This window comes from Cryobacterium sp. TMT1-2-2, from assembly GCF_004403505.1.
GTDB lineage: Bacteria > Actinomycetota > Actinomycetes > Actinomycetales > Microbacteriaceae > Cryobacterium > Cryobacterium flavum.
On the sequence record NZ_SOGS01000007.1, the window covers coordinates 232806 to 258683 of the forward strand.

At 65.9% G+C, this 25878-nt stretch carries 26 protein-coding genes and 1 pseudogene; 18 read left to right on the forward strand and 9 right to left on the reverse strand.

What is annotated here, in order from left to right; all coding sequences use genetic code 11:
- Window positions 1-5 precede the first annotated feature (5 nt).
- On the forward strand, window positions 6-1061 hold the full coding sequence (gene holA / locus E3T35_RS06325; RefSeq protein WP_134378174.1) for a DNA polymerase III subunit delta: 1056 nt from the start codon (window positions 6-8) through the stop codon (window positions 1059-1061).
- 15 nt (window positions 1062-1076) lie between these two features.
- Here holA and E3T35_RS06330 read toward each other — a convergent pair whose 3' ends face one another.
- The 4 genes from E3T35_RS06330 to E3T35_RS06345 form a co-directional block, all read right to left on the reverse strand.
- Entirely contained in the window at window positions 1077-1706 is a 630-nt protein-coding gene (locus E3T35_RS06330; RefSeq protein WP_134346762.1) for a hypothetical protein, read from the reverse strand.
- 244 nt (window positions 1707-1950) lie between these two features.
- On the reverse strand, window positions 1951-2214 hold the full coding sequence (gene rpsT, locus E3T35_RS06335) for a 30S ribosomal protein S20 (protein ID WP_092339797.1): 264 nt from the start codon (window positions 2212-2214) through the stop codon (window positions 1951-1953).
- A 259-nt stretch (window positions 2215-2473) separates the two neighbouring features.
- The gene (locus E3T35_RS06340; protein ID WP_241988746.1) at window positions 2474-3124 is read right to left on the reverse strand and encodes an LD-carboxypeptidase; all 651 of its coding nucleotides are present in this window, start codon (window positions 3122-3124) and stop codon (window positions 2474-2476) included.
- Window positions 3125-3139: 15 nt separating this feature from the next.
- Entirely contained in the window at window positions 3140-3868 is a 729-nt protein-coding gene (locus E3T35_RS06345) for an alpha/beta fold hydrolase (protein WP_134378175.1), read from the reverse strand.
- 115 nt (window positions 3869-3983) lie between these two features.
- On the opposite strand from E3T35_RS06345, the gene E3T35_RS06350 reads away from it, so the two are divergent.
- The 5 genes from E3T35_RS06350 to hemW all read left to right on the forward strand — a co-directional run bounded on the left by E3T35_RS06350 (window position 3984) and on the right by hemW (window position 9462).
- The gene (locus E3T35_RS06350; RefSeq protein ID WP_134346764.1) at window positions 3984-5207 is read left to right on the forward strand and encodes an amidohydrolase; all 1224 of its coding nucleotides are present in this window, start codon (window positions 3984-3986) and stop codon (window positions 5205-5207) included.
- Between the two features lie 63 nt (window positions 5208-5270).
- Window positions 5271-5528: a hypothetical protein gene (locus tag E3T35_RS06355; RefSeq protein WP_134378176.1), complete on the forward strand. Its 258-nt coding sequence runs from the start codon at window positions 5271-5273 to the stop codon at window positions 5526-5528.
- 183 nt (window positions 5529-5711) lie between these two features.
- Window positions 5712-7562 carry a translation elongation factor 4 gene (gene lepA, locus E3T35_RS06360; protein ID WP_092339801.1) on the forward strand — a complete coding sequence of 617 codons (1851 nt, stop codon included), beginning with the start codon at window positions 5712-5714 and terminating at the stop codon, window positions 7560-7562.
- Between the two features lie 5 nt (window positions 7563-7567).
- Entirely contained in the window at window positions 7568-8218 is a 651-nt protein-coding gene (locus tag E3T35_RS06365) for a DUF1990 family protein (RefSeq protein ID WP_134346766.1), read from the forward strand.
- A 20-nt stretch (window positions 8219-8238) separates the two neighbouring features.
- The gene (hemW, locus tag E3T35_RS06370) at window positions 8239-9462 is read left to right on the forward strand and encodes a radical SAM family heme chaperone HemW (protein WP_134378177.1); all 1224 of its coding nucleotides are present in this window, start codon (window positions 8239-8241) and stop codon (window positions 9460-9462) included.
- 22 nt (window positions 9463-9484) lie between these two features.
- On the opposite strand, the gene E3T35_RS06375 is transcribed toward hemW, so the two are convergent.
- Both E3T35_RS06375 and E3T35_RS06380 read right to left on the reverse strand, forming a co-directional pair.
- Complete coding sequence (locus E3T35_RS06375) at window positions 9485-9871, reverse strand: DUF4870 domain-containing protein (protein ID WP_233197512.1); 387 nt, start codon at window positions 9869-9871, stop codon at window positions 9485-9487.
- Between the two features lie 91 nt (window positions 9872-9962).
- On the reverse strand, window positions 9963-10445 hold the full coding sequence (locus tag E3T35_RS06380; protein WP_092339804.1) for a DUF4870 domain-containing protein: 483 nt from the start codon (window positions 10443-10445) through the stop codon (window positions 9963-9965).
- A gap of 239 nt (window positions 10446-10684) precedes the next feature.
- On the opposite strand from E3T35_RS06380, the gene hrcA reads away from it, so the two are divergent.
- From hrcA to era, 8 genes are all read left to right on the forward strand, one after another.
- Window positions 10685-11704: a heat-inducible transcriptional repressor HrcA gene (gene hrcA / locus E3T35_RS06385; RefSeq protein ID WP_092339805.1), complete on the forward strand. Its 1020-nt coding sequence runs from the start codon at window positions 10685-10687 to the stop codon at window positions 11702-11704.
- Between the two features lie 66 nt (window positions 11705-11770).
- Window positions 11771-12877 (forward strand): molecular chaperone DnaJ, encoded by a 1107-nt coding sequence (gene dnaJ, locus E3T35_RS06390; RefSeq protein WP_092339806.1) that lies wholly within the window; start codon window positions 11771-11773, stop codon window positions 12875-12877.
- Between the two features lies 1 nt (window position 12878).
- Complete coding sequence (locus tag E3T35_RS06395) at window positions 12879-13619, forward strand: 16S rRNA (uracil(1498)-N(3))-methyltransferase (RefSeq protein ID WP_134378178.1); 741 nt, start codon at window positions 12879-12881, stop codon at window positions 13617-13619.
- A 19-nt stretch (window positions 13620-13638) separates the two neighbouring features.
- Complete coding sequence (locus E3T35_RS06400; RefSeq protein ID WP_134378179.1) at window positions 13639-14016, forward strand: HIT domain-containing protein; 378 nt, start codon at window positions 13639-13641, stop codon at window positions 14014-14016.
- 28 nt (window positions 14017-14044) lie between these two features.
- Window positions 14045-15058 (forward strand): PhoH family protein, encoded by a 1014-nt coding sequence (locus E3T35_RS06405; protein ID WP_134378248.1) that lies wholly within the window; start codon window positions 14045-14047, stop codon window positions 15056-15058.
- On the forward strand, window positions 15055-15519 hold the full coding sequence (gene ybeY, locus E3T35_RS06410; protein ID WP_092339809.1) for an rRNA maturation RNase YbeY: 465 nt from the start codon (window positions 15055-15057) through the stop codon (window positions 15517-15519). Before E3T35_RS06405 ends, ybeY begins: the two co-directional genes overlap by 4 nt.
- Window positions 15519-16865, forward strand: a complete 1347-nt coding sequence (locus tag E3T35_RS06415) for a hemolysin family protein (RefSeq protein WP_092339810.1) — start codon at window positions 15519-15521, stop codon at window positions 16863-16865. The genes ybeY and E3T35_RS06415 overlap by 1 nt, the downstream gene beginning before the upstream one ends.
- The gene (gene era, locus E3T35_RS06420) at window positions 16862-17779 is read left to right on the forward strand and encodes a GTPase Era (protein WP_092339811.1); all 918 of its coding nucleotides are present in this window, start codon (window positions 16862-16864) and stop codon (window positions 17777-17779) included. The genes E3T35_RS06415 and era overlap by 4 nt, the downstream gene beginning before the upstream one ends.
- 17 nt (window positions 17780-17796) lie before the next feature.
- Here the strand turns inward: era and E3T35_RS06425 are convergent.
- Both E3T35_RS06425 and E3T35_RS06430 read right to left on the reverse strand, forming a co-directional pair.
- Window positions 17797-19440 (reverse strand): annotated as a pseudogene (locus tag E3T35_RS06425) (DUF222 domain-containing protein); the annotation flags it as partial.
- Between the two features lie 21 nt (window positions 19441-19461).
- Window positions 19462-19788: a hypothetical protein gene (locus E3T35_RS06430; RefSeq protein WP_134378181.1), complete on the reverse strand. Its 327-nt coding sequence runs from the start codon at window positions 19786-19788 to the stop codon at window positions 19462-19464.
- Between the two features lie 304 nt (window positions 19789-20092).
- Between E3T35_RS06430 and E3T35_RS06435 the strand changes: the two genes are divergently transcribed.
- Window positions 20093-20362: a hypothetical protein gene (locus tag E3T35_RS06435; RefSeq protein WP_134378182.1), complete on the forward strand. Its 270-nt coding sequence runs from the start codon at window positions 20093-20095 to the stop codon at window positions 20360-20362.
- Between the two features lie 25 nt (window positions 20363-20387).
- Here the strand turns inward: E3T35_RS06435 and E3T35_RS06440 are convergent, their stop codons facing one another.
- Complete coding sequence (locus E3T35_RS06440) at window positions 20388-21236, reverse strand: GNAT family N-acetyltransferase (protein ID WP_134346775.1); 849 nt, start codon at window positions 21234-21236, stop codon at window positions 20388-20390.
- Window positions 21237-21258: 22 nt separating this feature from the next.
- Here E3T35_RS06440 and E3T35_RS06445 point away from each other — a divergent pair, with 22 nt between their 5' ends.
- From E3T35_RS06445 to E3T35_RS06455, 3 genes are read left to right on the forward strand one after another with little or no spacing between them, the layout of a single operon-like run.
- Window positions 21259-21855, forward strand: a complete 597-nt coding sequence (locus tag E3T35_RS06445; RefSeq protein ID WP_134346776.1) for a DUF2975 domain-containing protein — start codon at window positions 21259-21261, stop codon at window positions 21853-21855.
- On the forward strand, window positions 21855-22103 hold the full coding sequence (locus E3T35_RS06450) for a helix-turn-helix transcriptional regulator (RefSeq protein WP_134346777.1): 249 nt from the start codon (window positions 21855-21857) through the stop codon (window positions 22101-22103). The genes E3T35_RS06445 and E3T35_RS06450 overlap by 1 nt, the downstream gene beginning before the upstream one ends.
- Entirely contained in the window at window positions 22100-25849 is a 3750-nt protein-coding gene (locus E3T35_RS06455; protein WP_134378183.1) for an SCO7613 C-terminal domain-containing membrane protein, read from the forward strand. The genes E3T35_RS06450 and E3T35_RS06455 overlap by 4 nt, the downstream gene beginning before the upstream one ends.
- The last annotated feature ends 29 nt before the right edge of the window (window positions 25850-25878 follow it).

Below are 25878 nucleotides of genomic sequence, written 5' to 3' on the forward strand. Positions count from 1 at the left end.
TCACTTTGGCCGCACGACCCGCCACGACCGGTTCCCGGTCCGGAAAGGCTGCCCCGGCCCGCACCAGTAAGGGCACCGTCATTCCCCAGTTGGGCTGGCATCAGGTGCGTCCGGCACCGATCGTGCTCGTCTCCGGCACCGAAACGTTCCTCGCCGAGCGAGCCATCCGCCAACTGCGCGACTTTCTCAAACTAGAAGATCCCAGCCTGGAAATCAGCGATGTGCAGGCCGACAGCTATGCGCCCGGTGAGCTGCTCACCCTGGCGAGCCCGTCACTGTTCGGTGAGCCACGCCTGATTCGGGTCAGCAATGTCGAGAAGTGCAGCGACACTTTTATGGCTGAAGCGCTCGACTACCTCGAGAACCCGGCCGACGACACCTATGTCGTGCTGCGGCACGGCGGGGGAGTGCGCGGCAAGAAGCTGCTCGACACCATTCGCAGCGGACTCGGCGGCGCCATCGAAATCGTCTGCACCGAGCTGAAGAAAGACACCGAGAAGTACGAATTCGCGACCAACGAGTTCAAAGCGGCGGGCAAGCGCGTCACGGCCAGTGCCCTGCGTCAGCTCGTTGCGGCGTTCTCCGACGACCTGGCCGAACTCTCGGCCGCCTGCCAGCAGCTCATCTCAGATGCGACCAGCGAGGTCACCGAGACCACGGTCGACCGGTACTACGGCGGTCGGGTCGAAACGAACGCCTTCAAGGTCGCCGACTGGGCCATTGCCGGTCGCAACGGCGAGGCGCTGGTTACCCTGCGGCACGCCCTCAGTTCCGGGGCGGATCCAGTACCGATCGTCGCGGCGTTCGCCATGAAGATCCGCACCATGGCGAAGGTATTCGGGGCCAGGGGCGGGTCGGCGCAGCTCGGCGCTCAGTTCGGCCTCGCTCCCTGGCAGGTGGAACGCGCGCAAAAAGACCTGCGCGGATGGAGCGATGAGGGTCTCGCGCGCTGCATCCTGATGTTGGCTGAAACGGATGCTGCGGTGAAGGGTGCCGGGCGCGACCCGGTCTTCGCCCTCGAACGCCTGATCGGCGTCATCGCCCGTCGCGGCGAGGAGTAATGCGGCTCTTTCCCGTCAGCGGTCGCCGGCGTCCGCGACCGTGATGGTGGAACGGTTCAGGTAGAGCCAGACTCCGTGCTGAAAGCTCGGGTTGCCACAGACCCGGCTGGCAACCCACACCGGCAGCAGGGTTGACGAACTGGCCAGATCGGTCGGCTTGGCCAGGGCCTCGAACGAGGACGGCAGGCTCGGGCAGTACTCCAGCTGCACTCGGCCGGTGACCTCGGAGAACTGCACCGAGACTGGTCGTTCGGCCGGGGGTGCCAGAATGCGCAGCGCCCCGAGTCCGGCAATCGCCATCACGGCAGCGATAGCGAACACGGCACCGAACCCCGACAGCGAGCGAATACGTCGAATCGTTCGCGCCGCCCGGTCGACTTCCAAATCCGAGCTGATCGAGCGGGCAGTGGCCATCGATGCCGCAAGGTAGAACGTGATTCCAATAAGTAGAAGCGCGATCGAGGCCAGTGCGAGGAACAGCTGGGTGCGCGTAGCGCCGTAAACATCTTCGCCCGTGTTGAGTGCCAGCCACACGGCAACGGCGAGGGCGGCGGCGCAAAGCAGCGCGGCCAGAAACCGAGCGTGTGCGCGTCGATGGGGGCCGCTGCTATCGGGGATCAAACTGGCCGGTGGGGTGCTCTTCACCGCGTCAGTCTAGTGGGGTCGCGCGCACCATCCCGCTCGCCGCCAGCAGGATCATTCGGGGTGTGTCGCACGAGCGCACAGCGGTCACCGGTGGGGTCCGTTCGGGTGCGGGTTGAACCGGCCGGGCTCGACTGAATGCAGAAAACCCCCGCCGTGATGGCGGGGGTTTTCTGTGCGACGAGGAGCGGCATCCGCTCTGTGCGAGCCGACACGGTTACCGACGCGCGGGTGGAGCCAGAACGGATCAGACGAGTGCGGAAACGGCCTTCGCGATGGCCGACTTCTTGTTCGCAGCCTGGTTCTGGTGGATAACACCCTTGCTGACGGCCTTGTCGAGCTTCTTGGAAGCAAAGGCGAGACCGACGACGGCCTTATCCTTGTCGCCAGCGGCAATCGCGGTGCGAGTCGCGCGAATCGCGGACTTGAACTCGCTCTTAACGGCCTTGTTGCGCTCCTGGGCCTTCTTGTTGGTGCCAATTCGCTTGATCTGCGACTTGATATTTGCCACGTTTTTTACGCTTTCGTTAGATTTTGTATGGACAGCCGCGAAAGCGGTAGAGGGCGCTCGAACGGCGAAAATCGTGCGGGGTGGGACCCAACACGCAAGCCAACCACTAACGCTACCAGCAATCGTCCCGACCCCCAAACCGGCTGTGCCCGCGCGAGCGAATACCTCGTGAGCGGATGACCGCCCCCGATATGGGTGCGCGCTACGCCGGCTTACCGTAGCGTCTGCCCGTATCGGGCGCACCCATGCCGATGCCGCGCTACCGCAGGGACTGCTGCAGATACTGCTCAGTCTCCGTGAAGACTAGCCGGCCAAGTGCTCCGTTGACGATGGGCAATTGCGGCGGGACGTGCCCGCATTCGACGTTTCCGATGATGGGAAGACCGAGCGTACCCAGGGCGTCCAGCCCGGCCTCCAACTGCGTCAGCGTGGGGGAGTCCTTCGCTCCGGTCCGGCCCACGAGCACGGCGGCCGCTCCGTCGAAGAAGCCGGCCAGTCGCATCCCGTGCAGGTATCGGCAGATGGCGGTCGCCTCGTCACCGGCGGCCTCGATGTAGACGAGGGTGGCGATATCCGTTTCTCCGCACAAGCGGGACATGAGCAGCGTGGAGATGTCCGAATAGCCGACGATCCAGGTTGGATCAGCGGCGGCGATGGCATCGAAATCCAGGTGCGCGATGAGATCGATCGCCGTCTCGCCGCCCCAGGGCGGAACGACAGCGCGCACTCGTGGGTCGAGGAGCATCCGCATGAACTCGGCGGCGCGCTGCTCCACCGGCGCACTGAGCCATGACCGCGCCCGATACGGGTAGCCGCAACGCCGGTTACCATAGCCCGCACCCATATCGGGCGCGGTCACGCGGTTGCGGAGCGCAACGAGGTCATTCGGGCCGAGATCGGGCGCGGCCAAGCGGATGCTGCAGCCTCAGTCCGCCCGCCACACTTGCTCGGCGATCCGCAGCAGGATCGCGGTGAACCGCTCGGGCTGGGCCAGGCTCGACAGGTGCGTCGCCCCCGGCACCACAACGACCTCCCCGTTTCGGCAGGCCGCGAGAAAGCGCCGTTCGTTCAGCCGAAAATGATCGAGGGCACCGTTGACCAGCCAGATCGGGCCCGGATACGCCGCCAGGCTCGCCAGAGGAGTCAGCGTCGAGGTCGCGCGCAGCCCGGCATCCATTACGTCGAGCGCCGCCCCGCCGGCGAGTACATCGCGCGCGCCCGCCGCGGGCAGAAGCCGGCGCGCCATGGTTTCGTGCAGCCACAGCCCTCGATCGGGCAGGCGATGAATTGAACGGGCCAGCAGTCGATACCCCTCAAGCAGCGGGCCTTTCGGAACGGCGCTGCAACCGGCGGCGACGAGTCCGGCCACGCGGTCGGGGTGTCGGGCAGCGTAAGCCACGGCGTAATAACCGCCGAGCGACAGCCCCACGAGCAGGACCCGGCCACCGAGCGTCTCCACCCCGGCGTCGATGGCGGCGAGCGCGGCCGACACTGTGAAGGGCTCATTCATGCGCTGCCCGTGACCGGGCAAATCGATCGCCAGCACCGGATACCCGGCTGCCCGCAGCTTCTGCTCCTGAAAACGCCACATCGTGGCCGACGCGCGAATGCCGTGCACGAGCAGAACCGGCACGCGGGCCTCGGGAATCTCCATGGCGTGAGCCTAGTCAGCCGCGGCGACAGTCGGCTGGGCACCGCCGGGACGCAGGACTCCTGGCGATCCTCGATCGGGCCGCCGGGCTTCCGAGCACCATGTTTAGGGTAGAACCATGACTATTGCTCCCGCGTCCACCCTGACCGCCATCATCAACGCCCACGTCGTACCGGTTGTCGGCGACCCCATCCCGAACGGCACGGTGCTGATCGAGAACGGCAAGATCACCGCGATCGGCGCCGACCTGACCGTGCCGCCCGCCGCGCGAATCATCGACGCGACCGGCAAATGGGTGCTTCCCGGCTTCATCGAAGCGCATGGGCACGTTGGTATCCACGAAGAGGCAAATGGATGGGCCGGCGATGACACCAACGAGATGACCGGCCCGAATATGGCCGCGGTTCGCGCCATCGACGCCATCAACATTGACGACGAAGGTTTTCGTGACGCACTCTCCGGCGGAGTCACCACGGTCGTCGTCAAGCCCGGCTCCGGCAACCCGATCGGCGGCCAGTCGGTCGCGATCAAGAGCTGGGGCGGTCGCACCATTGACGAGCAGGTGATCAGCGACTCGGTGAGCATCAAGAGCGCCCTCGGCGAGAACCCGAAGCGGGTCTACGGCGACAAGAAGCAGACCCCGAGCACTCGCCTCGGCGTGACCCTGATCATTCGGCAGGCCTTCGTCGACGCCCAGAACTATGTGACGGCGCGCGATGCCGCCACCGAGAAGGGCGACACCTTCACCCGCGACCTCGGCAAGGAGGCCCTCGCCCGGGTGCTCTCCGGCGAACTGGCCTGGGACCAGCACGTGCACCGCCACGACGACATTGCCACGGCCATCCGTTTGGCCGAAGAATTCGGCTACCGCCTCGTGATCAATCACGGCACCGAGGGCCACAAGATCGCCGACGTGCTGGCCGAGAAGAAGATTCCGGTCATCTTCGGACCCATGCTCACCGCGCGTACCAAGGTGGAACTCCGCGACAGGGCGATCGGCAACCTCGCCGTGCTCGCCGCCGCCGGCGTGCTCGTCGCCATCACGACCGACCACCCCGTCGTTCCGGTGAACTTTCTCGTGCACCAGGCGTCCCTCGCTGTGAAGGAGGGACTGCCGGTGCAGACCGCGCTCGAGGCTCTCACCGTCAACCCGGCCGTCATCCTCGGGCTCGACAGCCGGGTCGGCTCCCTCAGCGTCGGCCTCGACGCCGACGTCGTGATCTGGTCGGGCGACCCGCTCGACCTCGGTTCGCGCGCCGAACTCGTGCTCATCGACGGCACCCCGGTCTACCGCTACAGCGACGGCTTCGGCCAGGTCGTCGAGCGAGCCAATCGCGCCTAATTTTTCTTGAGCAGGAGTGTCGATTCCGGCCTGTCTCGATCGTCATGTCGGTGTCACTATCAAATGATCAGAAGGGAAATCACCCTGCAGTGCTCATTGCTCGTCCTGAGCCAGGAAGCCGGCGACGCCCAGGTTGACGAAGCGGCCATGGAATGGGGTCGCAAGGCCTTTGACGCCTACGCGAAGTCACTCGATGCCGCCATCGGCTGGGCGCGGCAGTGTCCGGCGGCCCTCTACGGCGCCGTCGAGAGTCGCCCGTCGGCGGTCATCTTCCGGGATGGACAATGGCAGACCCCGGGCAGCGACACGGCCCAGGCCTGACCAGCAGAACGGATGCCGGGGCGCGGGCCGAGCAGGTGGCCCGCGCCCCGGCGAGCATCAGCTTGCGGTCGGTGACGGCCGGGTGGACGAACGGGCCGGTGTCAGTCGTTCCGGTAGATCTCCGATCGGTGACCGAGCGCAGAGACGGTACAACCGCTCCGAGCATGGGACAATGGACGAACTATGTCACCGAGAGCCCTTCACGCGCTGGAACCGGCCGCCACGGCCCCCGAGTTCATCCGCAACTTCTGCATCATCGCCCACATCGACCATGGCAAGTCGACGCTCGCCGACCGCATGCTGCAGATCACCGGCGTCGTCGACGAGCGTTCCATGCGGGCCCAGTACCTGGACCGCATGGATATCGAGCGTGAACGCGGCATCACCATCAAGAGCCAGGCCGTGCGCATGCCGTGGGAGCTGGACGGCGTCACCTACGCGCTGAACATGATCGACACCCCCGGTCACGTCGACTTCACCTACGAGGTCTCCCGCAGTCTCGCCGCCTGCGAGGGCGCCATTCTGCTGGTTGACGCGGCCCAGGGCATCGAAGCCCAAACCCTCGCCAACCTTTACCTCGCCCTCGAGAACGACCTCACGATCATTCCCGTGCTCAACAAGATCGACCTGCCGGCCGCCGACCCCGAAAAGTACGCCCGCGAACTCGCGAGCCTCATCGGCGGGCGCCCGGAAGACGTGCTGCGCGTCTCCGGTAAGACCGGCGCCGGCGTCGAGGAACTGCTCGACCTCGCCACCACCATGATTCCGGCGCCGAAAGGCAACCCGGATGCCGCCGCCCGCGCCATGATCTTCGACTCGGTCTACGACAGCTACCGCGGCGTCGTCACCTACGTGCGCATGATCGACGGGCACCTGAAGGCCCACGAAAAAATTCAGATGATGTCGACCAAGGCGACCCACGAGATCCTCGAGATCGGCGTAATCTCGCCGGAACCGGTGGAGAGCAAGGGCCTGCGCGTCGGCGAGGTCGGCTACCTGATCACCGGCGTGAAAGACGTGCGCCAGTCCAAGGTCGGCGACACCATCACGACCGCCGTGCGCCCCGCCACCGACGCCCTGCCCGGCTACGACGAACCCCAGCCCATGGTGTTCTCCGGCCTGTACCCGATCGACGGCAGTGACTACCCGGCGTTGCGCGAGGCCCTCGACAAGCTCAAGCTGTCTGACGCCAGTCTCGGGTACGAGCCGGAGACATCCGTTGCGCTCGGTTTCGGTTTTCGCTGCGGGTTTCTCGGACTGCTGCACCTGGAAATCATCACCGAGCGTCTCGAACGCGAATTCAACATCGACCTCATCACGACCGCGCCGAGCGTGCCCTACGAGGTCACCACCGACGACAAGCGCACCATCACGGTGACCAACCCGAGCGAATACCCCACCGGTAAGATCGCCAAGGTGCTCGAACCCATGGTGAAGGCGGCCATTCTCGCGCCGAAAGACTACGTCGGCGTCATCATGGAACTGTGTCAGAGTCGCCGCGGCACCCTGCTCGGCATGGAATACCTCGGCGAAGACCGGGTCGAGATTCGCTACTCGATGCCGCTCGGTGAGATCGTGTTCGACTTCTTCGACATGCTCAAGGGCCGCACCGCCGGCTACGCCTCGCTCGACTATGAGCCCTCCGGCGAGCAGGAAGCCGACCTGGTGAAGGTCGATATTCTGTTGCAGGGCGAGCAGGTCGACGCCTTCAGTGCTATCGTGCACCGCGACAAGGCCTACGCCTACGGGGCGCTCATGACCGGTCGCCTGCGCAAGCTTATTCCGCGCCAGCAGTTCGAGGTGCCCATCCAGGCCGCGATCGGTGCCCACATCATCGCCCGTGAAAGCATCTCGGCGATGCGCAAGGACGTGCTCGCCAAGTGCTACGGCGGTGATATCTCGCGCAAGCGCAAGCTGCTGGAGAAGCAGAAAGAGGGCAAGAAGCGCATGAAAATGGTCGGCCGGGTCGAAGTTCCCCAGGAAGCCTTCATCGCCGCTCTGAGCGGCGATATCGAGACCAAAGATAAGAAGTAGAGCGGATGCGCAGAACCACCTTCACCGACGCCGCCGTCAGCTACGCTGCCATCGGCGGCACGCTCGCGCCCGACCTGATGAGCTATCCGCCGCGCGGCTACCGTCCGATGGAGCAGAGCGTGAAGCTCGGCAGCTCCCAGGATCGGTTCGAGGCCGCGACCAAGTTGCTGATGACCTGGGGAATCCAGCGGGGCAGCGGCATGGAGGTGACCGACCTCGAAAACGGCACCGGCGTGCAGTACACGCCGGTGACCTTTGGGCCCGACGGCGCCCCGGCGGTCGGCCAGCAGCATCCGGTCAACGAAGCGACCTTTGCCGATGACGGCACCCCGTACATCGCCAACGGCATGACGGCGACGCTGAAAATGAAGGTGTGGCTGTTCCGCGTCACCGCGCGGGTCCGCGTTGTCTACGTGATCGACGAGGCGGCCCGCATCGGGTTCGCCTACGGCACCATGGCCGGTCACCCGGAAAGCGGCGAGGAATCCTTCATCGTCGAGCTCCGGGAGGACGACTCGGTCTGGCTGACTATTCGCTCGTTCTCGCGGGCCAGCACCTGGTATTACCGGCTGGCCTGGCCGGTGCTGCGTTTTCAGCAGGCCAAATTCACCCGGCTCTACCTGCGGGCGTTGCACCCCGTTGGCGCCATCAAATAGAACGTACTGGAGCACCACCCATGGCCGGACCCCACCCCGTCGGCGATCCCGCACCCGACGATGGCCTCCTTCCCGCGTCGGCGGCCGTTGACGCCTTCGTGCGCGATTTCGGCGTGTACTTGCACGTGCCGTTCTGCCGGGTGCGCTGCGGCTACTGCGACTTCAACACCTACACCGCGACCGAACTGCGCGGCGTCAAGCAGAGCGACTACGCCAGCCAGGCCGTGCTCGAGGTCGAAGCGGCCGGGCGCATCCTGACCGCATCGGGCGTTCCCAAACGCTCCGTCGCCACCGTGTTCTTCGGCGGAGGTACGCCAACGCTGCTGCCGGTGACCGACCTCGCGAAGATGCTCAGTGCAGTGCGCGACCAGTGGGGCCTGGCCGCCGGGGCCGAAGTCACCACCGAGGCCAACCCCGACTCGGTCGACGCCGCCTACCTCGGTGCCCTCGCCGATGCCGGATTCACCAGGGTGTCCTTCGGCATGCAGTCGGCTGTGCCGCACGTGCTCGCGACGCTCGAGCGCACCCACGATCCCGAGAGGGTTCCGCTCGTGGTCGAGTGGGCCCGGGCCGCCGGGCTCGATGTGAGCCTTGACCTCATCTACGGCACGCCGGGGGAGTCGCTGGCCGACTGGCGCGCCAGCCTCGAGCAGGCGCTCAGCCTGCACCCAGACCACCTGAGCGCGTATTCGCTCATCGTCGAAGACGGCACCAAGCTGGCTCGGCAGATTCGCCGCGGCGAGATCGCGCCGACCGACGACGACCAGCAGGCCGACTTCTACGAACTGGCCGACGAGCTTCTCGCCGCCGCCGGGTACGACTGGTACGAGGTCAGCAACTGGGCCACGAGCGACGCGCACCGCTCCCGCCACAACCTCGCCTACTGGACCGGCCAGGACTGGTGGGGCGTCGGCCCCGGCGCACACAGCCACGTCGGCGGGGTGCGCTGGTGGAACGTGAAGCATCCGGCCGCCTATTCCGAACGGATGCTCGGCGGCCTGTCCCCGGCCGCCGGCCGCGAGACGCTCGACGCGCCCACCCGCGAGCTCGAACGCATCCTGTTGCAGAGCCGCATCCGCACCGGAATTTCGGTGGCGTCGCTGTCTGCTGCGGGCCGGATCGAGGTGGCCAGCCTTATCGCCGACGAACTCATCAACGCGAAAGCGGCCCTCGCCGGGACCATCGAACTGACCCTGCGCGGACGGCTGCTGGCCGACGCCGTGGTGCGGCGGCTGAGCGACTAGAGCTGAGCGACCAAAGCGGGGCTTAGCTGACGAACTTGATCGTGAGTGGGTAGGTGTAACCCTGTCCGCGGTTCGCGGCCAGCGCCGCCAGAATCATGAACACGACGGCCACGATCGCGAGCGGTATGTAGAGAATGCCGCCGATGCCGATCGTGACAATCGTGATCGGAACGAGTACCGCCACGTAAATCAAGAGGGAGATCTGAAAGTTCAGGGCGGTCGCGGTGTGCGCGCGGATGAACGGTCCGCGATCGCGCAGCATGAGGTAGCCGATGAGGGCCGGTACGAAACCCAGGGCTGCCGCGCTGAAGATAATCCCACCGACGTGGATCAGCGTCGCCCACAACTTCTCGTCCGCGGGGCTCATCGGGGTGGCGGGGGTGGACTGGTACGGATTCTGCTCAGACATGAGGGCCTCTCGCTGTACGGCCGGTCACTGGCACGGCGGTGCCAGTGACCTCCAGACTAATCGCCCCGCCGTCGGTCGGAGCCAGGAGGCGCTACTTGATCAGGCGCAGCGCGAACGGGTACCGGTAGTTCTTTCCGTCCTTGGCCTGTACAAATCCCATGATCGAGAAGATGACCCCGGCCAGCCAGACGATCCAGCCCAGGCCCGCGAGCAGCCCGCCAATGCCGAACGTGACCAGGGCGAGGAACGTCGACACCACGGTGATCGCGACATAGGCGATCAGCAGGGTGATCTGAAAGTTCAGCGCCTCCTTCGCCTCGGTGTTGGTGAAGCGCCCTCGGTCTTTGAAGACCAGCCAAATGATCAGGGACGGAAGAAAACTCAGGATGCCGCCGAGGTGTGCCAGCGAAGCCCACTGGCGATCGTCGGCCTCCGAGAGCGGGGCCGCCACGACCGGCGTGGAATAGGGACTTGCACCGGGCTGGCTGTTCGGCGGTTGGCCATATTGCGGCTGGCCGACGTTGGGCTCACGGTAGTTGGAATCACCGGGAGGTTGTGCCTGTGGATCGCTCATGATCGTGCCTTTCGCTCAAAGAGGTGGGAGCGTATAGCGGTAATTAAACGCTCATTTCGGGGTACTGGCAATGGGTGTACTCAGCCGGAACCCGGCCGGTCGCGATAGGATTGGCAGTCAGTGGATGCGAGTGCCAACGGCGTGCCGGCAAACCTGCGTTCCATGGTGCCCAGGGCGCGCGAGGCGAGCGGCATCCGTTGGGCCGAAGCTCTACCTCAAGAATCAGGAAGGCGGGTGCAATGGTTTCCGACCGTGGCCTCGATGTTCTGCGCGTGATCGTGCAGGACTACGTTGCCTCCCGTGAACCCGTCGGCTCCAAATCCATCGTGGACCGGCACTCCTTCGGCGTCTCCGCCGCCACCATTCGCAACGATATGGCCCTGCTCGAAGAAGAAGAGCTCATCGCGGCACCGCACACTTCCTCCGGTCGTATACCCACCGACAAGGGGTATCGCGTTTTCGTCGACCACCTCGCTGATCTGCGTCCACTCACCCCGGCACAGCGTCAGGCCATCGAAACGTTCCTCGGCCACTCCGCCGACCTCGACGAGGTGCTCGTGCGCAGTGTGCGGCTGCTCTCGCAGCTGACCCACCAGGTTGCGCTCGTGCAATACCCCTCTCTGTCGCGCGCCAAGGTTCGCCACATCGAGTTCGTACCGCTGACCGAAACCCGCATCCTGTCGGTACTGATCACCGATTCCGGTGGCGTCGAACAGCGCGTGATCGATCTGCCGCGCGCGCTCGACGAGCAGACACTCGGCGAGGTGCGTGCCCGTCTCAATGTTGCCGTGGTCGGGCTCGGCATGGCCGAGGCATCCGCTGCCCTCGCCGCCAGCGTCTGGCCGGGGTCACCAGCGTTGCAGCCGATCGTCGACCTCATCACGAGCACCCTCGCGGACCAAGTCGGTTCCAACCGGCAGGACAAGCTCGTCATGGCCGGTGCGGCCAACCTCGTTCGCACCGAAGAGGACTTCTCGGGCAGCATCTACCCGGTGCTCGAGGCCATCGAAGAGCAGGTGGTGCTGTTGCGCCTGTTCGGCGAGATGGAGACCGACCAGCACGGCGTGTCGGTGAGTATCGGCCGCGAGAACGCGGCCTTCGGGCTACCGGAGGCGAGCGTGCTGACCAGCGGCTATACGGCCAACGGCAACCTGGCCCGTCTGGGCGTGCTCGGGCCGACTCGCATGGACTATTCCAACAACATGGCGGCGGTGCGCGCCGTCGCCCGTTACCTGTCTCGCCTGCTCGGCGAGACCTAGAGCTCGGGCCGCCCGGCGGCCTCTTCATCATTTCGAACAACCATCACAACTCAAGGAGAGCCACCTTTGGCTGACCACTACGAAGCGCTGGGCGTTGACCGCGACGCGACCACCGATCAAATCAAGAAGGCGTACCGTCGCCTGGCCCGCGAACTGCACCCAGACGTGAACCCCGGCGCCGAGGCGTCGGAACGGTTCAAGAGCATCACGCACGCCTACGACGTGCTGAGTGACGCGAAACAGCGCCAGAAGTACGACCAGGGCGGCGGCCAGAACGGCGGCTTCGACGGGCAGAACTTCGGCAACTTCGGTGACATCTTTGAGACCTTCTTCGGGGGGGGAGGCGGCAGCAGCCGCGGCCCGCGCTCCCGCCGCGAACGCGGCCAGGATGCCCTCATTCGGGTCGAGCTCGACCTCGACGAGGTCATCTTCGGCACGCACCGCGACCTCGAGGTCGACACCGCGATCGTCTGCGACACCTGCAAGGGCTCGTGCTGCGCGCCCGGCACGTCACCGATCACCTGTGATATCTGCCACGGCACCGGGAGCATCCAGCGCGCAGTGCGCTCCCTGCTCGGTAACGTCATGACGTCGAGCCCGTGCGGATCCTGCCGCGGCTACGGCACCATCATCGCCACGCCGTGCATGACCTGTTCCGGCCAGGGCCGCGTGCGCGCCCGCCGCACGGTTCCGGTCGACATCCCGGCCGGCGTTGACACCGGCCTGCGCCTGCAGATGCCCGGGAGCGGTGAGGCCGGCCCGGCGGCCGGCCCGAACGGCGACCTCTACCTCGAGATGAAGGTGCGCCACCACGACGTGTTCAGCCGTGATGGCGACGACCTGATGTGCTCGCTCGACGTGCCAATGACCAGTGCCATTCTCGGCACGAGCGTCACCGTGAAGGCCCTCGACGGTGACATCGAGGTGGAGATTCGCCCCGGTTCGCAAAGCTCAGAGGTGCTCACTATCAAGGACCGCGGCATCACCAAGCTGCGCGGCAGCGGTCGTGGCGACCTCAAGATCGGCATCCACGTACTCACGCCGACCAAGCTCGACCACAAGGAACGCGACCTGATCGAACAGTTCGCCGCCCGGTATTCAGCCCCCGCACCCACCCTGAGCCAGTACCAGCAGGGTTTGTTCGCCAAGCTGCGCGACCGGTTCCTCGGCTAACGTGGCACATTTCTACCTGCAGGAAACGCTCCGGGCGGCGCAGTGTCGCCCGGGGCAGGTCGTTTCTGTCGACGGCGCCGAAGCACGGCACGCGGTCACGGTCAGCCGGGTTCGTCCAGGGGACCGGCTCCGCCTGGGTAATGGGGCCGGGTTGCTGCTCGAGGGAACGGTGCTGACGGCGGACGCCGCGGTGTTGACCCTGCGCGTCGACGAGGCGAGCGAGACGGCGGCGGCGACGCCGCGCATCCGCTTGGTGCAGGCCCTGGCCAAGGGCGACCGTGACGAACTGGCCATTCAGGCCGCCACCGAACTCGGCGTCGACGGCGTCATTCCCTGGGCCGCCGCGCGCTCCATCACCAAGTGGGAGGGCGCCAAAGTCGCCAAGGGCCACGACCGTTGGAGCACGATCGTGCGCGAGGCCAGCAAACAGTCGATTCGCGCCTGGCTGCCGGGCGTCGCGCCGCTCGCCAGCACCAAACAGCTGGCCCTGCTGGCCGTCACGACACGGATGCTGCTTCTCGACCCGACCGCGACCGGTCGCCTCACCAAGGTCGCCCCGCCCACCGACGACCGCGACATTCTGCTCGTCGTCGGCCCCGAGGGCGGAATTTCCCCGGCCGAACTACTCCTGCTGGAGCAGGCCGGCGCCACCCAGGTGCGCCTTGGCGACACCGTGCTGCGCACGTCGACCGCCGGACCAGCCGCTCTCGCCATCCTCAACGCGACGCTCGGCCGCTGGTAGCGCCGCTTAAGATAGAGGCATGTCTTCTTCCGGTTCCCCGCCGTCCATTTTCAGCCGCATCATCGCGCGTGAGATTCCGGCGACGATTGTCGCCGAGACCGAGCACATCATCGCGTTCCTCGACATCGCCCCGAAAGCACCGGTGCACGTCGTCGTCACCACCAAAGACCCGCAGTACCAGAACGTGGTCGAGCTCGCCGCCGGAAACTCGGTCCTGCTCGCTGAACTCGTGGCCGTGGCCGAGCAGATCGCCGCGGAGCGCACCAACGGGCAGTTCCGTCTCGTCTTCAACACCGGAGCGGCCGCCGGCCAGACCGTCTTCCACGTGCACGCTCACGTCATGGGCAGCCCGGAACTGACCGACCATCTCGGGGAGGACTCGCTTGGCACACTCTGAATTGCGTTTCACCGTCGATGGCGTCGCCATGGTGCGCCTGCTCGGCCCTGAAGACCGCTTCCTGAGCACGATCGAGGCCGAGTACCCCAACGTTGACGTGCACGTGCGCGGCAACGACGTCACCCTGAGCGGCTCAGCCGATGATGTGGAAGCCGTGCGCCGCCTGATCGAGGAACTGCAACGTGCCCTTCGCGCCGGCCACGACCTCGGCGAAACCGAGGTCGCCACCTCGGCACGGATGCTTGCCGCCGACAGCTCTGTGAGCCCCTCCGCCCAGCTCGGTGCCCCCATCCTCACGGCGCGCAACAAGAGTATTCGGGCTAAATCGATCGGCCAGAAGGATTACGTCGACGCCATCGACGAGAACACCATCGTGTTCGGTATCGGCCCGGCCGGAACCGGCAAGACCTACCTCGCCATGGCGAAGGCGGTGCGCGCCCTGCAAAATAAGGAGGTCGAGCGCATCATTTTGACCCGGCCCGCCGTCGAGGCCGGCGAACGGCTCGGTTTTCTGCCCGGCACCCTGACCGACAAGATCGACCCCTACCTGCGGCCGCTCTACGACGCGCTCGGTGAGATGCTCGACCCCGAACTCATCCCGAAGCTGCTCGCCGCCGGAACCATCGAGGTCGCACCGCTCGCCTACATGCGCGGGCGTACCCTCAACGCAAGCTTCGTCGTGCTCGACGAAGCCCAGAACACCACGCCGGAGCAGATGAAGATGTTCCTGACCCGGCTCGGCTTCGGTTCGAAGATGGTCATCACCGGCGACGTCACCCAGATCGACCTGCCGGCCGGCACGAGCGGTCTCAAACTGGTCACCCGCGTTCTCGACGGGATCGACGACATCCACTTCGCCTATTTGAGCAGCGCCGACGTGGTGCGTCACTCGCTCGTCGGCCGCATTGTCGACGCCTACACCGAGTACGACGAGAAAAAGCAGGCCCTTCGCCAGGAGAGCGCCGAAGCGCGTGAATTTGTTAATCGCGGTCCCCAGCGCGCCAGCGCCGCCGGTCGCAACCCGAAACGGAGTTCCAGTTGAGCATCGAAATCAACAACGAGTCGGCCATCCCGGTCGATGAGGCGGCCATCCAGCGCCTCGCTGCCTTCGCGCTCGACACCATGCACGTGCACGCCGACGCCGAACTCGCCATCGTGCTCGTCGATGAGGGCGCGATGGAACAACTGCACGTGCAGTGGATGGACGAGCCCGGCCCCACCGACGTGCTGAGCTTTCCGATGGACGAACTTCGCCCCGGAACCGAGGAACAGGAGACCCCGCCGGGTCTGCTCGGCGATATCGTGCTCTGCCCGCAGGTCGCCAAGGAACAGGCGGAAACCGCCGGCCACAGCACCCTCGACGAGCTGCTGTTGCTGACCACCCACGGCGTGCTGCACCTGCTCGGCTTCGACCACGCCGAACCCGACGAAGAAAAGGAAATGTTCGGCATTCAACGCGACATTCTCATCGGCTTCGCCATGCAGGAACGACAACGCCACTGATGCTCCACGTGTGGTTTATTTATGCGGCGGTCATCCTGGTGGTGTTCGCCGGGCTCATGGCCGCCGTTGATGCCGCGATCACGACCCAGTCCCGGGCCGACATCGCGAGCCTGGTGGCGAATCATCGCGCCAAACGGTCGCTCCAGGCCATCGCCGACGACACCGGCGCGCACCTGAACGCGATCAACTTCATTCGGATCACCGCCGAGACCACCGCCGCCGTGCTGGTGACGCTGGTCTTTGCAACCACGATCGATGCCCTCTGGCTGGCACTTCTGCTGTCCGCGCTCATCATGACCTCGGTTTCGTTCGTGTTGGTCGGGGCGAGCCCGCGCAGCGTGGGCCGCGCGCATCCGGTTAATTTGCTGACCGCGACCGCACTGCTCGTGCACGTCGCCCGCGTGCTGCTCGGACCGGTAGCCAATGCCCTTGTCGCCCTCGGCAACCGGGTCACACCTGGGCGTACCAAACTGGCCACCTTCACGTCCGAAGACCAGCTGCTCAGCATGGTCGACGAGGCTACCGAGCTGGACGTGATCGAGGAAGATGACCGCGAGCTCATCCACTCCATCTTCGAATTCAGCGAGACGGTCGTACGCGAGGTGATGATTCCGCGTACCGACATGATCACCATCGACGCCGACGCCACCATCGACGCGGCCATGGGCCTATTCCTGAGCAGCGGCACTTCGCGGGTGCCCGTGCTGGACGGCGAGGTCGACGACGTTGCCGGCATCCTGTACCTGCGTGACGTGGCACGGCTGGTGTTCGAGCGGCCGATCAACGCGCTGCAGCTCACCGTGGCCGACCTGGCCAGGCCGGCCGTGTTCGTGCCCGAGTCGAAGAAGGCCGACGACATGTTGCGACAGATGCAGCTGGAGTCCAACCACCTGGCCATGGTCGTCGACGAGTACGGCGGAATCGCCGGCCTGGTCACCCTCGAAGACCTGATCGAGGAGCTCGTCGGCGATATCTCCGACGAGTACGACCGTGACGTGGTCGAGGTCGAAGACCTCGGCGACGGCCATTTTCGGGTGAGCGCCCGACTGCCGGTCGACGAACTGGGTGAGCTGTTCGACCTGGAACTCGACGACGACGACGTCGACTCGGTGGGCGGCCTGCTGGCCAAAGCCCTCGGGCGATTGCCCGTGGCCGGCTCGGTCGCGTCGGTCAGTGGACTCAATCTCACCGCTGAACGCACCGAAGGCCGGCGCAGACGCATCAGCACCGTGCTGGTGGAACGCGATGAAGCTTTGATTGATGCGCAGACCGCATTCCTCACGGTACCGACTGCTAACACCAGCAGCACAAGCACAGCGTCTGATGATGAAGGAGAACGGTCATGACCGAAGCGACACCGGCACACCCCGCCGATTACCGAGCGGGATTCGTCTCGTTTGTGGGACGCCCCAACGTGGGCAAGTCCACCCTGACGAACGCGCTGGTGGGGGAGAAGGTCGCGATCACGTCGTCGAAGCCGCAGACCACCCGCCGGGCCATCCGCGGCATCGTGCACCAGAAGAACGGCCAGCTTATTCTGGTGGACACCCCCGGCATCCACCGCCCGCGCACCCTGCTCGGTGAGCGCCTCAACAGCCTCGTCACCGCCACCCTGGCCGGCGTCGACGTGATCGGCCTGTGCATCCCGGCCAACGAGCCGATCGGCCCGGGCGATAAGTTCATCAATGAACAACTGGATGCCTTCCCGCGGGCCAAAAAGGTCGCCATCGTCACAAAGATTGATGCGTCCTCTAAAACCAACGTGGCCAACCAGCTGCTCGCCGTCTCCCAACTGCGGGATTGGGAGGCGATCGTTCCGATCTCGTCAACCAGCCGGATCCAGCTGGACACGCTCGCCACCGAGCTGCTGCGCCTGCTGCCACACGCGGATGCCCCCCTCTACCCGGCCGACACCGTTACCGACGAGACCCTCGAGTCCCGCATCTCTGAATTCATCCGCGAGGCCGCCCTCGAGGGCGTCACTGACGAGCTGCCGCACTCCATCGCCGTCACCATCGATGACATCATCGAGCGGGACGACCAGGAACTGGTCGAGATCTACGCCAACCTGTTCGTCGAGCGCGACAGCCAGAAGGGCATCATCATTGGCAAGTCGGGCAGCCGGCTCAAGGATGTCGGCACCCGCGCCCGCAAGCAGATCGAACCGCTCGTCGGCAAGCGTGTGTTTCTCTCGTTGCGGGTGAAGATCGCCAAGGAATGGCAGCGCGACCCGAAGCAGCTCGGCCGCCTCGGCTTCTAACAGCTCTTCGGTAGCCGTCAGTACCGCGCTGGTCGAGGCGCGAGGAACGAGTGATCGAGACCGCACCCACCCGCGTCATGCCCGGCTGGCAGCGGCACCAGTGGCAGGATGCCGGGCACCGGGCACCGTGAAAGTTCAGTTTCGGTCGTCGTCGGGCGGGCGACCCGGTCTCGGGTCGTCTCCGTCCCGTTGGTCGAGCTGGTCGAGACCGCCATCCCGTGACGGGTGGCTGTCTGCGGTGTCTGCCCCGGGGGCGTCGGTAGGAGCTGGTCGAGCGGGAGGTGTTCGGCCATGAGTGGATTCTTGCTGGGTAGGGCGATCAGCGTTTGTTCGGGGTCGATTTCGATCGGGGGTTGTAGCCAGTACTGGTCGTTCTGGAGATGGATCGTCCAGTGTCGGTTGTGCAACAGCATGTGATGGTGTGCACACAGTGAGATGGCGAAATTGATGTTGGAAGGTCCCTGATCAGACCACATTTTTATATGGTGAGCTTCTGTCCACGATGGTGGTTGGTCGCAGCCGGGCCAGCGGCATCCGCCGTCGCGCGCGGCGAGGGCTCGGCGTTGTTCACGGTTGAAGAGACGTTCGTCTCGTCCGACGTTGAGGGGTTGCCCGGACTGACTGAACAGGATTCCGAGGTATCCGGTGTCGCAGAGGTGCCGGTCGATCGTCTCCGCGGACACCGGAGCGGGGTTGCCTTCGAGGTAGCCGAAGGCTGATGTGGCGCTTCGGATCCCGGAAATGCCGCTCTGCGTCGTGCCGCTTTCCGTGGTTTCAGCCGCGGGGGTCGGGCCAGCCGCAGGGGCCGGGCCAGTGCGGGCCGGGCCAGCTGTCGGGCCGGCTGCCGGGCCGGCTGCCGGTGCCGCCGTTGCGTCGGCTGCTGGGTCAGCAATGGTGGTGGGGCGGTCGGGTTCGGTGACGATGATCTGCACGACCGGGCGGCGTCCGCCGAACATGGTGTTCGGGTCGGCGTCGGCGCCGAGTTTGAGCAGTTGGGTGAAGGAATCCGCGGCGATTTGGTCGAGGGTGCGCGGGTCGTCCTTGACGCGCTGTGCCCAGGCGGCGCGTTCGGGGTCGACGAACCGCACGCCGCCGCGTCGCGGGCTGGTCAGGGCGTCGTAGGTTGCCATCCACATTTCGCCCTGCTCGGGTGCCAACAGGGCGTGCAGGGTCACCATGCCGTCGGCTCGCCGCCACAACGACCAGGTAGTGTCGTCGCGGGCCTGCTTTTCCCTGGCCTGAATGCCTGCGGCGTCGAGGTCGTCGCGCATGCGCCGCGCCCGCTTGTAGGCCTGCTCGGTGTGCATGCCTGGTACCTCGACCAGCAACACTCGGAGAGCGGCGGCGAGTTTCTCAGCGGTGATGGCCTGATCCAGTGTGCCCAGACCTCGCAGCAGGGCGTCGCCGACGCCGGGCGAGAATGTGCCGGCGGTGACAGCGTGCAGAATCGGTGCCTGCCACGGCACCACCACCGGCTCCACCGGATCCACGGTTGCCATGGGTAGTACCGGGCGGGGCGCGGCCACGGGCAGTGGCGGCAAGTCGGGGTGCAGCGTCGCCCACGCCGCCGCGCGCTCCGCCTCTCGAACGGCGTCCAGCTCGGCGGCGCGCTCGGCGTCCGCGAGGGCATCGGCGGTCGCCTGCGCGACCCGCTCGGCTTCTTCCGCCCGTCGTTCCGCGGTTTAGGTTTCGTTCATGAGGACGCCGACGGCCAGCAGTCGGCCGGCCTCCATACGGCTGAGTCCGGTGGCGTCTTGCACCATCAGCGTCGGAGTGCTGAACCCGTGCCGGGCGGCCAGGCCCGACTGGCCCAGCTCCGGGCGGGACCGGTGCGCGATCGTGCCGGCCAGAAGGGCCGCCGCCGTGTTGCTCAGTCGCAGGAGGTCGGCGATCGGACCGCGAGCGGCGAGTACCTGCGCATCGGTCAGGGTGCTGAACTGAGCGCTGGAACTACCGAGCGCGGCGACGGCCGCTGCTGCCCGGGTGAGCTCCATCGCCATGATGTTCATGCTTCAACTCAACACCCGACCACCGACATTCCCGAGGAAAAATCACGCCTATATGCCCTAAATCGACCGAATCCGGCAAAGAATACCCAAAGAAATGTTTTGAGAGCCGGCACGTCCCCGGCGAGGTCCGTGCCGGAAGCTCCCGCACCGGCCTGCTGCATGAAAGTAGGCACCGAGATCGCTATTGCACGGTCGTCCGAGACACGTTGAGACGGCGGGCGACGTCCGGGTTGCAGTAGCCTGCGAGGGCGGGCACGATCGATCTGGGGGGATAAACGTGATGGCACGGAAGCCTTTCGGCGATATGTCGCCCGTCACGTATCGAAGCCCATTGCGCAAGATGCTCATGCTGCGTCAGCTGAGAAATCTGCCGCGCGCCGCCACGGCGATGATCCTGGTCGAGGCTATTGCAACAGCGGTGGCCGCCACGTTGGCGAGCGCTGTCGTCGGGCGTATCGTCGCGCAGAGCGGAGGCACGGACCCGGCCGTGGTCGTTTTGGTGTTGACCGTCATGGGCGCGGCTTCGGTGGTCTGGCTTGCTCGCCGCGCTGTGGCGACCGACGCAGCACCCTGATCGCGAGTTCGTCGCAGCCGCGATCCTATCCACGCGTTGCTGACGGCTCTGCCGGCGACCAGGAGCCTCTTACTTCGTCGCTGGTCGTACTTTTCACGCGCCAGGCCGTGCGTTCGACGATGGTGAATCCCAATCTGGCCAGGTTTCGAACGCTCGGTGATCTGGGAGCCGCGGTGGCCGCAGCCAGTGGACAGCCGAAAGCTCTTGCGACGCGGATTCGGTGCCCGAGGAGGGCGCTTTGGGCTCCAGCGCCTCGTGCTGCCGGGAGTGTGGACGCCCCGCCGAGCACCGCGACGGCATTTTGCACGGACATGGCCGCAGCGGCGAGGGGCTCGCCGTTACGGAAAGCGATGAATGCTCGAACCATCGGAAGGGCGTGTTCCGTTCGGATCAGCGATCGCACGTTGTCCGTTGCCGCGTACCCAGCGTCGAGTAGGTCCGCGAAGAGTGCTGCATCCGGGGCGGAAGAGACTTCGCGTATCTCCCACTGGTTCCGGTCCGCGCCGTCCGGGCGGATTGCTCCCACACGCAGGACGGCAATGGGACGCACGGGGGCGAGCTCGTAACCCTGGTCGAGCATCCGGTCGTTGAGCGCCTGCGACGGCGATGTTGCGATGATGGTTATTTGGTGTCGGTTCGCGAATCGGTTCAGAACCTCAGGCAGGTGCTCGACGGAATGTTCGTTCAGGCCCTCGACAGTGTTGAGAAATCCGTATTGATCGGCCGTTGCGATGCTCGCCCGCAGGCCGCCCAGGCGGAATGATTCGAACGCGCCCGGTAACCCTCCGGCCGCCGCCGCATCCAGGGCTAACGACTTACGCTCGAAAACAGCCAGCTCAGCGTCGTGAACAGGGTCCTCGACGGTATCCGGCATCTCTGAAGCCTAGGGGCTGTGCGTGCGCACGCTGTCCCGGCGGCGAATTTCGGTCGCGGAGTATGCCCGTGCTCGTGTCGCTCGCAAGAATGTGTGTATATTGTTTATCGATAGATTAACACCGATAAACGATAGGATTCACATGCATCGCTCGGCGATCGTCACCCTGAAAACACTCATCTTCGTGCTGATCACACTGCTTCTGGCGTGCCAGGTCTTTGTGATCCCAGCGGTCGCGCAGCAGATGGTCGAAAAATCTCCCCCACTCGACTATCTCCAGGTGCCCGGGATCATGGTCACGGTGGGGTTCGTGCTCTGCGTGCAGGTCGCGCTCGTCTGCGTGTGGCGGCTGCTATCGCTGGTGCGGGCATCCATCATTTTCAGGGAAAACGCGTTCAGGTATGTCAATATCATCCTCGGCCTGGTCACCCTGGCGACCCTCCTCATCCTCGGGTCTTTCATCACTCTGGCGGTCGCCGGTGTTGCCTCGCCCTCGGTCATCATGCTGTGCTCGCTCGGAATCGTCGTCGGCTCGGGACTGGCCTTGATGATCGTGGTCATGCGCGGGCTCCTCCATCAGGCTTCCCAACTCGAACGCGACCTGGCGGAAGTGGTCTGATGCCCATCGTGATCAACCTCGACGTCGAACTGGCTAAGAAGAAGATGTCGGTCGCCGACTTCGCCGCAGCGATCGACATCACACCGGCCAACGTATCCGTTCTTAAGAATGGTCGGGCGAAAGCCGTGCGATTCTCAACCCTGGACGCCATCTGCCGTGTGCTCGACTGCCAGCCCGGCGACATCTTCATGTGGGTGCCAGAGGACGAAGCCAGTACGCCCGCGCAGGCTTCCGTGTCGGGGTCATGAGCATGCCGCGAGCTGTTCAGCCTTGGAACGACGTCGCGATTCGCCATCTGCTCGACCGCACGTCGTGCCCCGTCTGCGCGGTCGCGCTGCCCGACAGCCCCTGTCGCAATTGCGGTGCCGAACTCGTCGGTGTTCTGGCGGCAGAACTCTGGTCAGCTTCGGAGGCGGCCGCCGCGGCGCTCGTGGCACGACAAGAGGCACTTGAACTCGTGTCGCATCCGCCGCGTGCGATCGACGCCGAAGACAGCGCCGTGCCGACGCCGGCACCGATTCCAGAACGGATGCCCGCGCAACCTGGCGCGGGCGCTTCGGCCACTGCGGGCCGTCGGTCGAGCGCGACGGTGCAGTCCGTGCTGGCCATCGCGGGCGCTGGACTGTTCGCCGTCTCCGCGGTCGTCTTCACCTTCTTCAACCCCGACCTCAAAGATCACGCCCTACGCAGCGTGATCGTCGGGCTGATCACCGTCCTCTTCCTCGGCGGCGCGTGGCTGCTGGCCCGCCACAAGCTGCAATTCTCGGCCGAAGCCGTCGGCGGCCTCGGGATGGTCTTCGTGGCCCTCGACGTCTACGCGTTCTCGGAACTGGCGCCGAGCGGGGTTAGCCCGTGGGTGCTCGCCGCCGCCGGAACACTCGTCAGTGGCGGTGTCATGGTCATGGTGTCGACGCTCGCGCGCATTCGCGGCTGGCTCTGGATCTCGCTCGCCGGACTCACTCTCGCTCCAGCGATGCTGGGCTACGCGGGCGAATCCACACTGGCGGCGATCCTGGGACACCTCGGAGTGGCCTTCGTCGCGCTCGCCCTGCTCAGGACGACACCGATGCTGGCGCAGCGATTTGATGGGCTCCTCCGGTTTGAGCGGATGACGCTTGCGACGATCCAAATCGTCGCGACCGGCATCCTGCTGGCCCAGATCGGGTTCACTGAGTTCACCACCACAACCGAATACTGGCTGACGATTACCGCAGTGCTGACCGGTGTCGCCCTGCTCGCCCTGCTCACGATTCGGCAGGTGGCCAAGTTGTTCTGGAGCGCCTTCACGGGCGCTGCCGCGATGGCCGCCGCTGTCAGCCTGCCCTTCGCCCTCGACCTCGGCGCGCACGGCGCGGGCGAGTGGTACCAGGCCGTCGCTCCCGCAGCGGGTGCCGCCGCACTGCTCGTGCTCCAGGCGTGTGCTCCGAGAGCCCGCGCCCTCGACCGCCGAGCATTCTTGGGTGGTGCATTCGCCATTGCGGGGGTGAGCGTGCTCGTGCCCGTTCTCTCCGCCGTGCTGATCGGGGCCGCAACGGTACTCGCCTCGCTGAGCGGCTCGGACCTCGGTGCGATCGGCCTCATGCCCGCGCACGGCTTTCTCGCCGTTGTGCTCGGACTGGGTGCTATGTCGGCCGGACTCGGAGCGTTCTCGGTGCTAACCAGTCGCGGTGATACCGCGAAAACGGATGCTACCCCGAAGCTGGCAGCGTGGACCGGATCACTAGCGATCTGGCTCGCCGCCCTCGCCGGGCTGGTCTTTGCCTGTCAGCCCATCTTGCCGCTCTGGTCGCGCATCACGATCGCCCTGTGCCTGGCCGTGGCAACGAGCAGTGCGCTCGTCGCCGTTCCGCGCCTGCGCAGTGCCGCCCTGAGAATGCGGCTGCCACTCGTGCTGGGCATCCATTTCGCGGTGCTGCTGGCCGTTATATTCTCCTTGGCCGATGATGGTGTCACCGTCTGGGCTGGCATCGCTATCGTCGCGACCATCGCCGTCATTGCGCAGACCGTGCCGCCCGGGATACGGTTTCTGCACGTCGGCGCGGGTTATGCCTACGCGCTCGTCATCGTCGCGATTGCACTTGACCAACTGGGCCTCGGCACCATCGCCGTGCTCTGCCTGACCACATCGCTCGGCTCGCTCGGCGCGATTGCCGCGACCTTTCTGCGACGGGTCGGGCCTCCGGCCTGGTACGCGATTCTGGTCGTGACGATCGTGCCGTTCATGATCGGCGTTGCGCAGGTGCTCTTTGAGCGCAGCGGCTGGACAGCCCTCTCGACCGCCCTCATCTTCTTACTGGCACTCACCCTCCTCAATACTCGACGCGCGGGCCTCGGAATCGTGCTCCGCACGATCGCCGCCGGCCTCCTCGTTCCCGCTCTTGCCGTCGTGGTGATCTGCCTCGGCGCGCAGGTGCTCCTTGGCAGCGCGTCTCCGGTGACGCTGCCGGTGATCGCGGCCATTGTCGCTATCGTGCTCCCGAGCACCGGCCTGATTGGGTCGATGCTGGGCCTGCGGGGGATTGGGTCGAGGGATACCGCGGCGGCCCGGATCGCGATTGAATCGTCGACCCTGCTGACCGCGGTGATCGCGGTCCAGCTGGCGCTCGTACGCGTCGCTGCCGGGCTGCCGACGACCTTCATCGTGCTGGTCATCCTCGGGCTCGGCACGGCAGCCACAGCTTTCTGGGCGAAACGCCGCTACGGGTGGTGGGTCGCCGCCGCCTCATTCACCGGCGCACTCTGGTGCCTGTGGGCCCTCGCCGAAATCAGCGCGCTCGAACCATACCTGCTCCCGCCGGCCCTGGCCGCCGCAATTGTCGGCCTGATCCTCACCGCACGCGGTTCCCGCGCCGTGCCCCTCTACGCGCTGGGCCTCGTCGTGGCCCTCGCACCGATCCTGGTGATGCTGGCGGTATCCGGCACCGGGGCTGCCGCCTTGGCTCCGTGGCGTGGCTATGGGCTCGTCGTCGCATCGTGGCTCCTGCTTGGCGTCGGCCGTGTGCTCGGCCGAGGCTCTTCGGTGCGTGCCGAACTGCTCCGAGCGCTGCAGATTCCAACCCTGGGCGTAGCGATTGCCGCCGGGGCGGCCGGCGCGATTCAGGGGGTCAGATTTGGTTTCGGTGCCGACCCGATCCTGACCGGAGGTGTGCCGCTCGTTCTGCTCTGCTTCGGAATCGGTCTGGCCGGAGCACTGCCGGCGGCCCTCGGCGCGGGCGCCATCCGCAGGGTCGCGCCGGAGGGGTCGCGGTGGGCCCGCACTCGCTGGCTCTATGCGCCCCCGGCGGTGTTCGTCGCGGTCGCCACCTGGTCATCGATCGAGCGCGATTGGTTCACAATCTGGATGATGTGGGCTCTCATGCTCGCCTACCTCGTGACCGTCGTCGTCATCGCCTGGCGGCTGCGCGCCCGAACAACGAGCCTGCCACCCGTGTGGTTCGTCTTCGCCATCGCGTTCGTCACGGCGATCGTGGCGTGGAGTCCGCGAGACCTGCGCGTCGAATGGTTCTCGCTGCCGCTTGGCCTCTTTCTGCTGGCGGCCGGCGCCTTGGTGCTGAATGGTGCGCGAGCGGATGCCGCGCGCGTGCATCCAGTCGATGCCAGCACGATAGGCACCGTCAGCAGCTGGCCGGCCGGCTGGAACGGCTCCTGGCCCTTGCTCGCCCCCGGAATCGTGGCCCTACTGTCGGCGTCGGTCACGGCCACCTTCACTGACCCGCAGACCTGGCGGGCGATCCTCGTGATCATCATTGCGCTCGTCGCCATTCTGATCGGCTCGAGTCGCAGGCTCGCGGCCCCGTTCCTGATCGGAATCATCGTGCTTCCGCTCGAAAACGTTCTCGTGTTCCTGGTGCAGATCGGTCGGGGGATCGAGTCGATGCCGTGGTGGATCACCCTGGCCGTCGTCGGTGCCGTGCTTCTTATCATCGCCGTCACCTATGAGCGCCGAGCGGGTGAAGAAAACAGCATTACTGATCGATTGCGGGACCTGCGCTAAGAGCTGGCGCAGCGACGCTCAGCCCGCAG

Excerpts from the sequence above, each read along its gene's own strand:
- lepA (WP_092339801.1), top strand. The coding sequence starts at position 5,712 with ATGTCACCGAGAGCCCTTCACGCGCTGGAACCGGCCGCCACGGCCCCC.
- era (WP_092339811.1), top strand. The coding sequence starts at position 16,862 with ATGACCGAAGCGACACCGGCACACCCCGCCGATTACCGAGCGGGATTC.
- E3T35_RS06400 (WP_134378179.1), top strand. The coding sequence starts at position 13,639 with ATGTCTTCTTCCGGTTCCCCGCCGTCCATTTTCAGCCGCATCATCGCG.
- E3T35_RS06455 (WP_134378183.1), top strand. The coding sequence starts at position 22,100 with ATGAGCATGCCGCGAGCTGTTCAGCCTTGGAACGACGTCGCGATTCGC.
- E3T35_RS06450 (WP_134346777.1), top strand. The coding sequence starts at position 21,855 with ATGCCCATCGTGATCAACCTCGACGTCGAACTGGCTAAGAAGAAGATG.
- hrcA (WP_092339805.1), top strand. The coding sequence starts at position 10,685 with ATGGTTTCCGACCGTGGCCTCGATGTTCTGCGCGTGATCGTGCAGGAC.
- E3T35_RS06415 (WP_092339810.1), top strand. The coding sequence starts at position 15,519 with ATGCTCCACGTGTGGTTTATTTATGCGGCGGTCATCCTGGTGGTGTTC.
- E3T35_RS06380 (WP_092339804.1), bottom strand. The coding sequence starts at position 10,445 with ATGAGCGATCCACAGGCACAACCTCCCGGTGATTCCAACTACCGTGAG.
- E3T35_RS06405 (WP_134378248.1), top strand. The coding sequence starts at position 14,045 with ATGGTGCGCCTGCTCGGCCCTGAAGACCGCTTCCTGAGCACGATCGAG.
- E3T35_RS06365 (WP_134346766.1), top strand. The coding sequence starts at position 7,568 with ATGCGCAGAACCACCTTCACCGACGCCGCCGTCAGCTACGCTGCCATC.
- hemW (WP_134378177.1), top strand. The coding sequence starts at position 8,239 with ATGGCCGGACCCCACCCCGTCGGCGATCCCGCACCCGACGATGGCCTC.
- E3T35_RS06375 (WP_233197512.1), bottom strand. The coding sequence starts at position 9,871 with ATGTCTGAGCAGAATCCGTACCAGTCCACCCCCGCCACCCCGATGAGC.
- E3T35_RS06430 (WP_134378181.1), bottom strand. The coding sequence starts at position 19,788 with ATGAACATCATGGCGATGGAGCTCACCCGGGCAGCAGCGGCCGTCGCC.
- E3T35_RS06435 (WP_134378182.1), top strand. The coding sequence starts at position 20,093 with ATGTCGCCCGTCACGTATCGAAGCCCATTGCGCAAGATGCTCATGCTG.
- E3T35_RS06345 (WP_134378175.1), bottom strand. The coding sequence starts at position 3,868 with ATGGAGATTCCCGAGGCCCGCGTGCCGGTTCTGCTCGTGCACGGCATT.
- E3T35_RS06350 (WP_134346764.1), top strand. The coding sequence starts at position 3,984 with ATGACTATTGCTCCCGCGTCCACCCTGACCGCCATCATCAACGCCCAC.
- E3T35_RS06440 (WP_134346775.1), bottom strand. The coding sequence starts at position 21,236 with ATGCCGGATACCGTCGAGGACCCTGTTCACGACGCTGAGCTGGCTGTT.
- E3T35_RS06355 (WP_134378176.1), top strand. The coding sequence starts at position 5,271 with ATGATCAGAAGGGAAATCACCCTGCAGTGCTCATTGCTCGTCCTGAGC.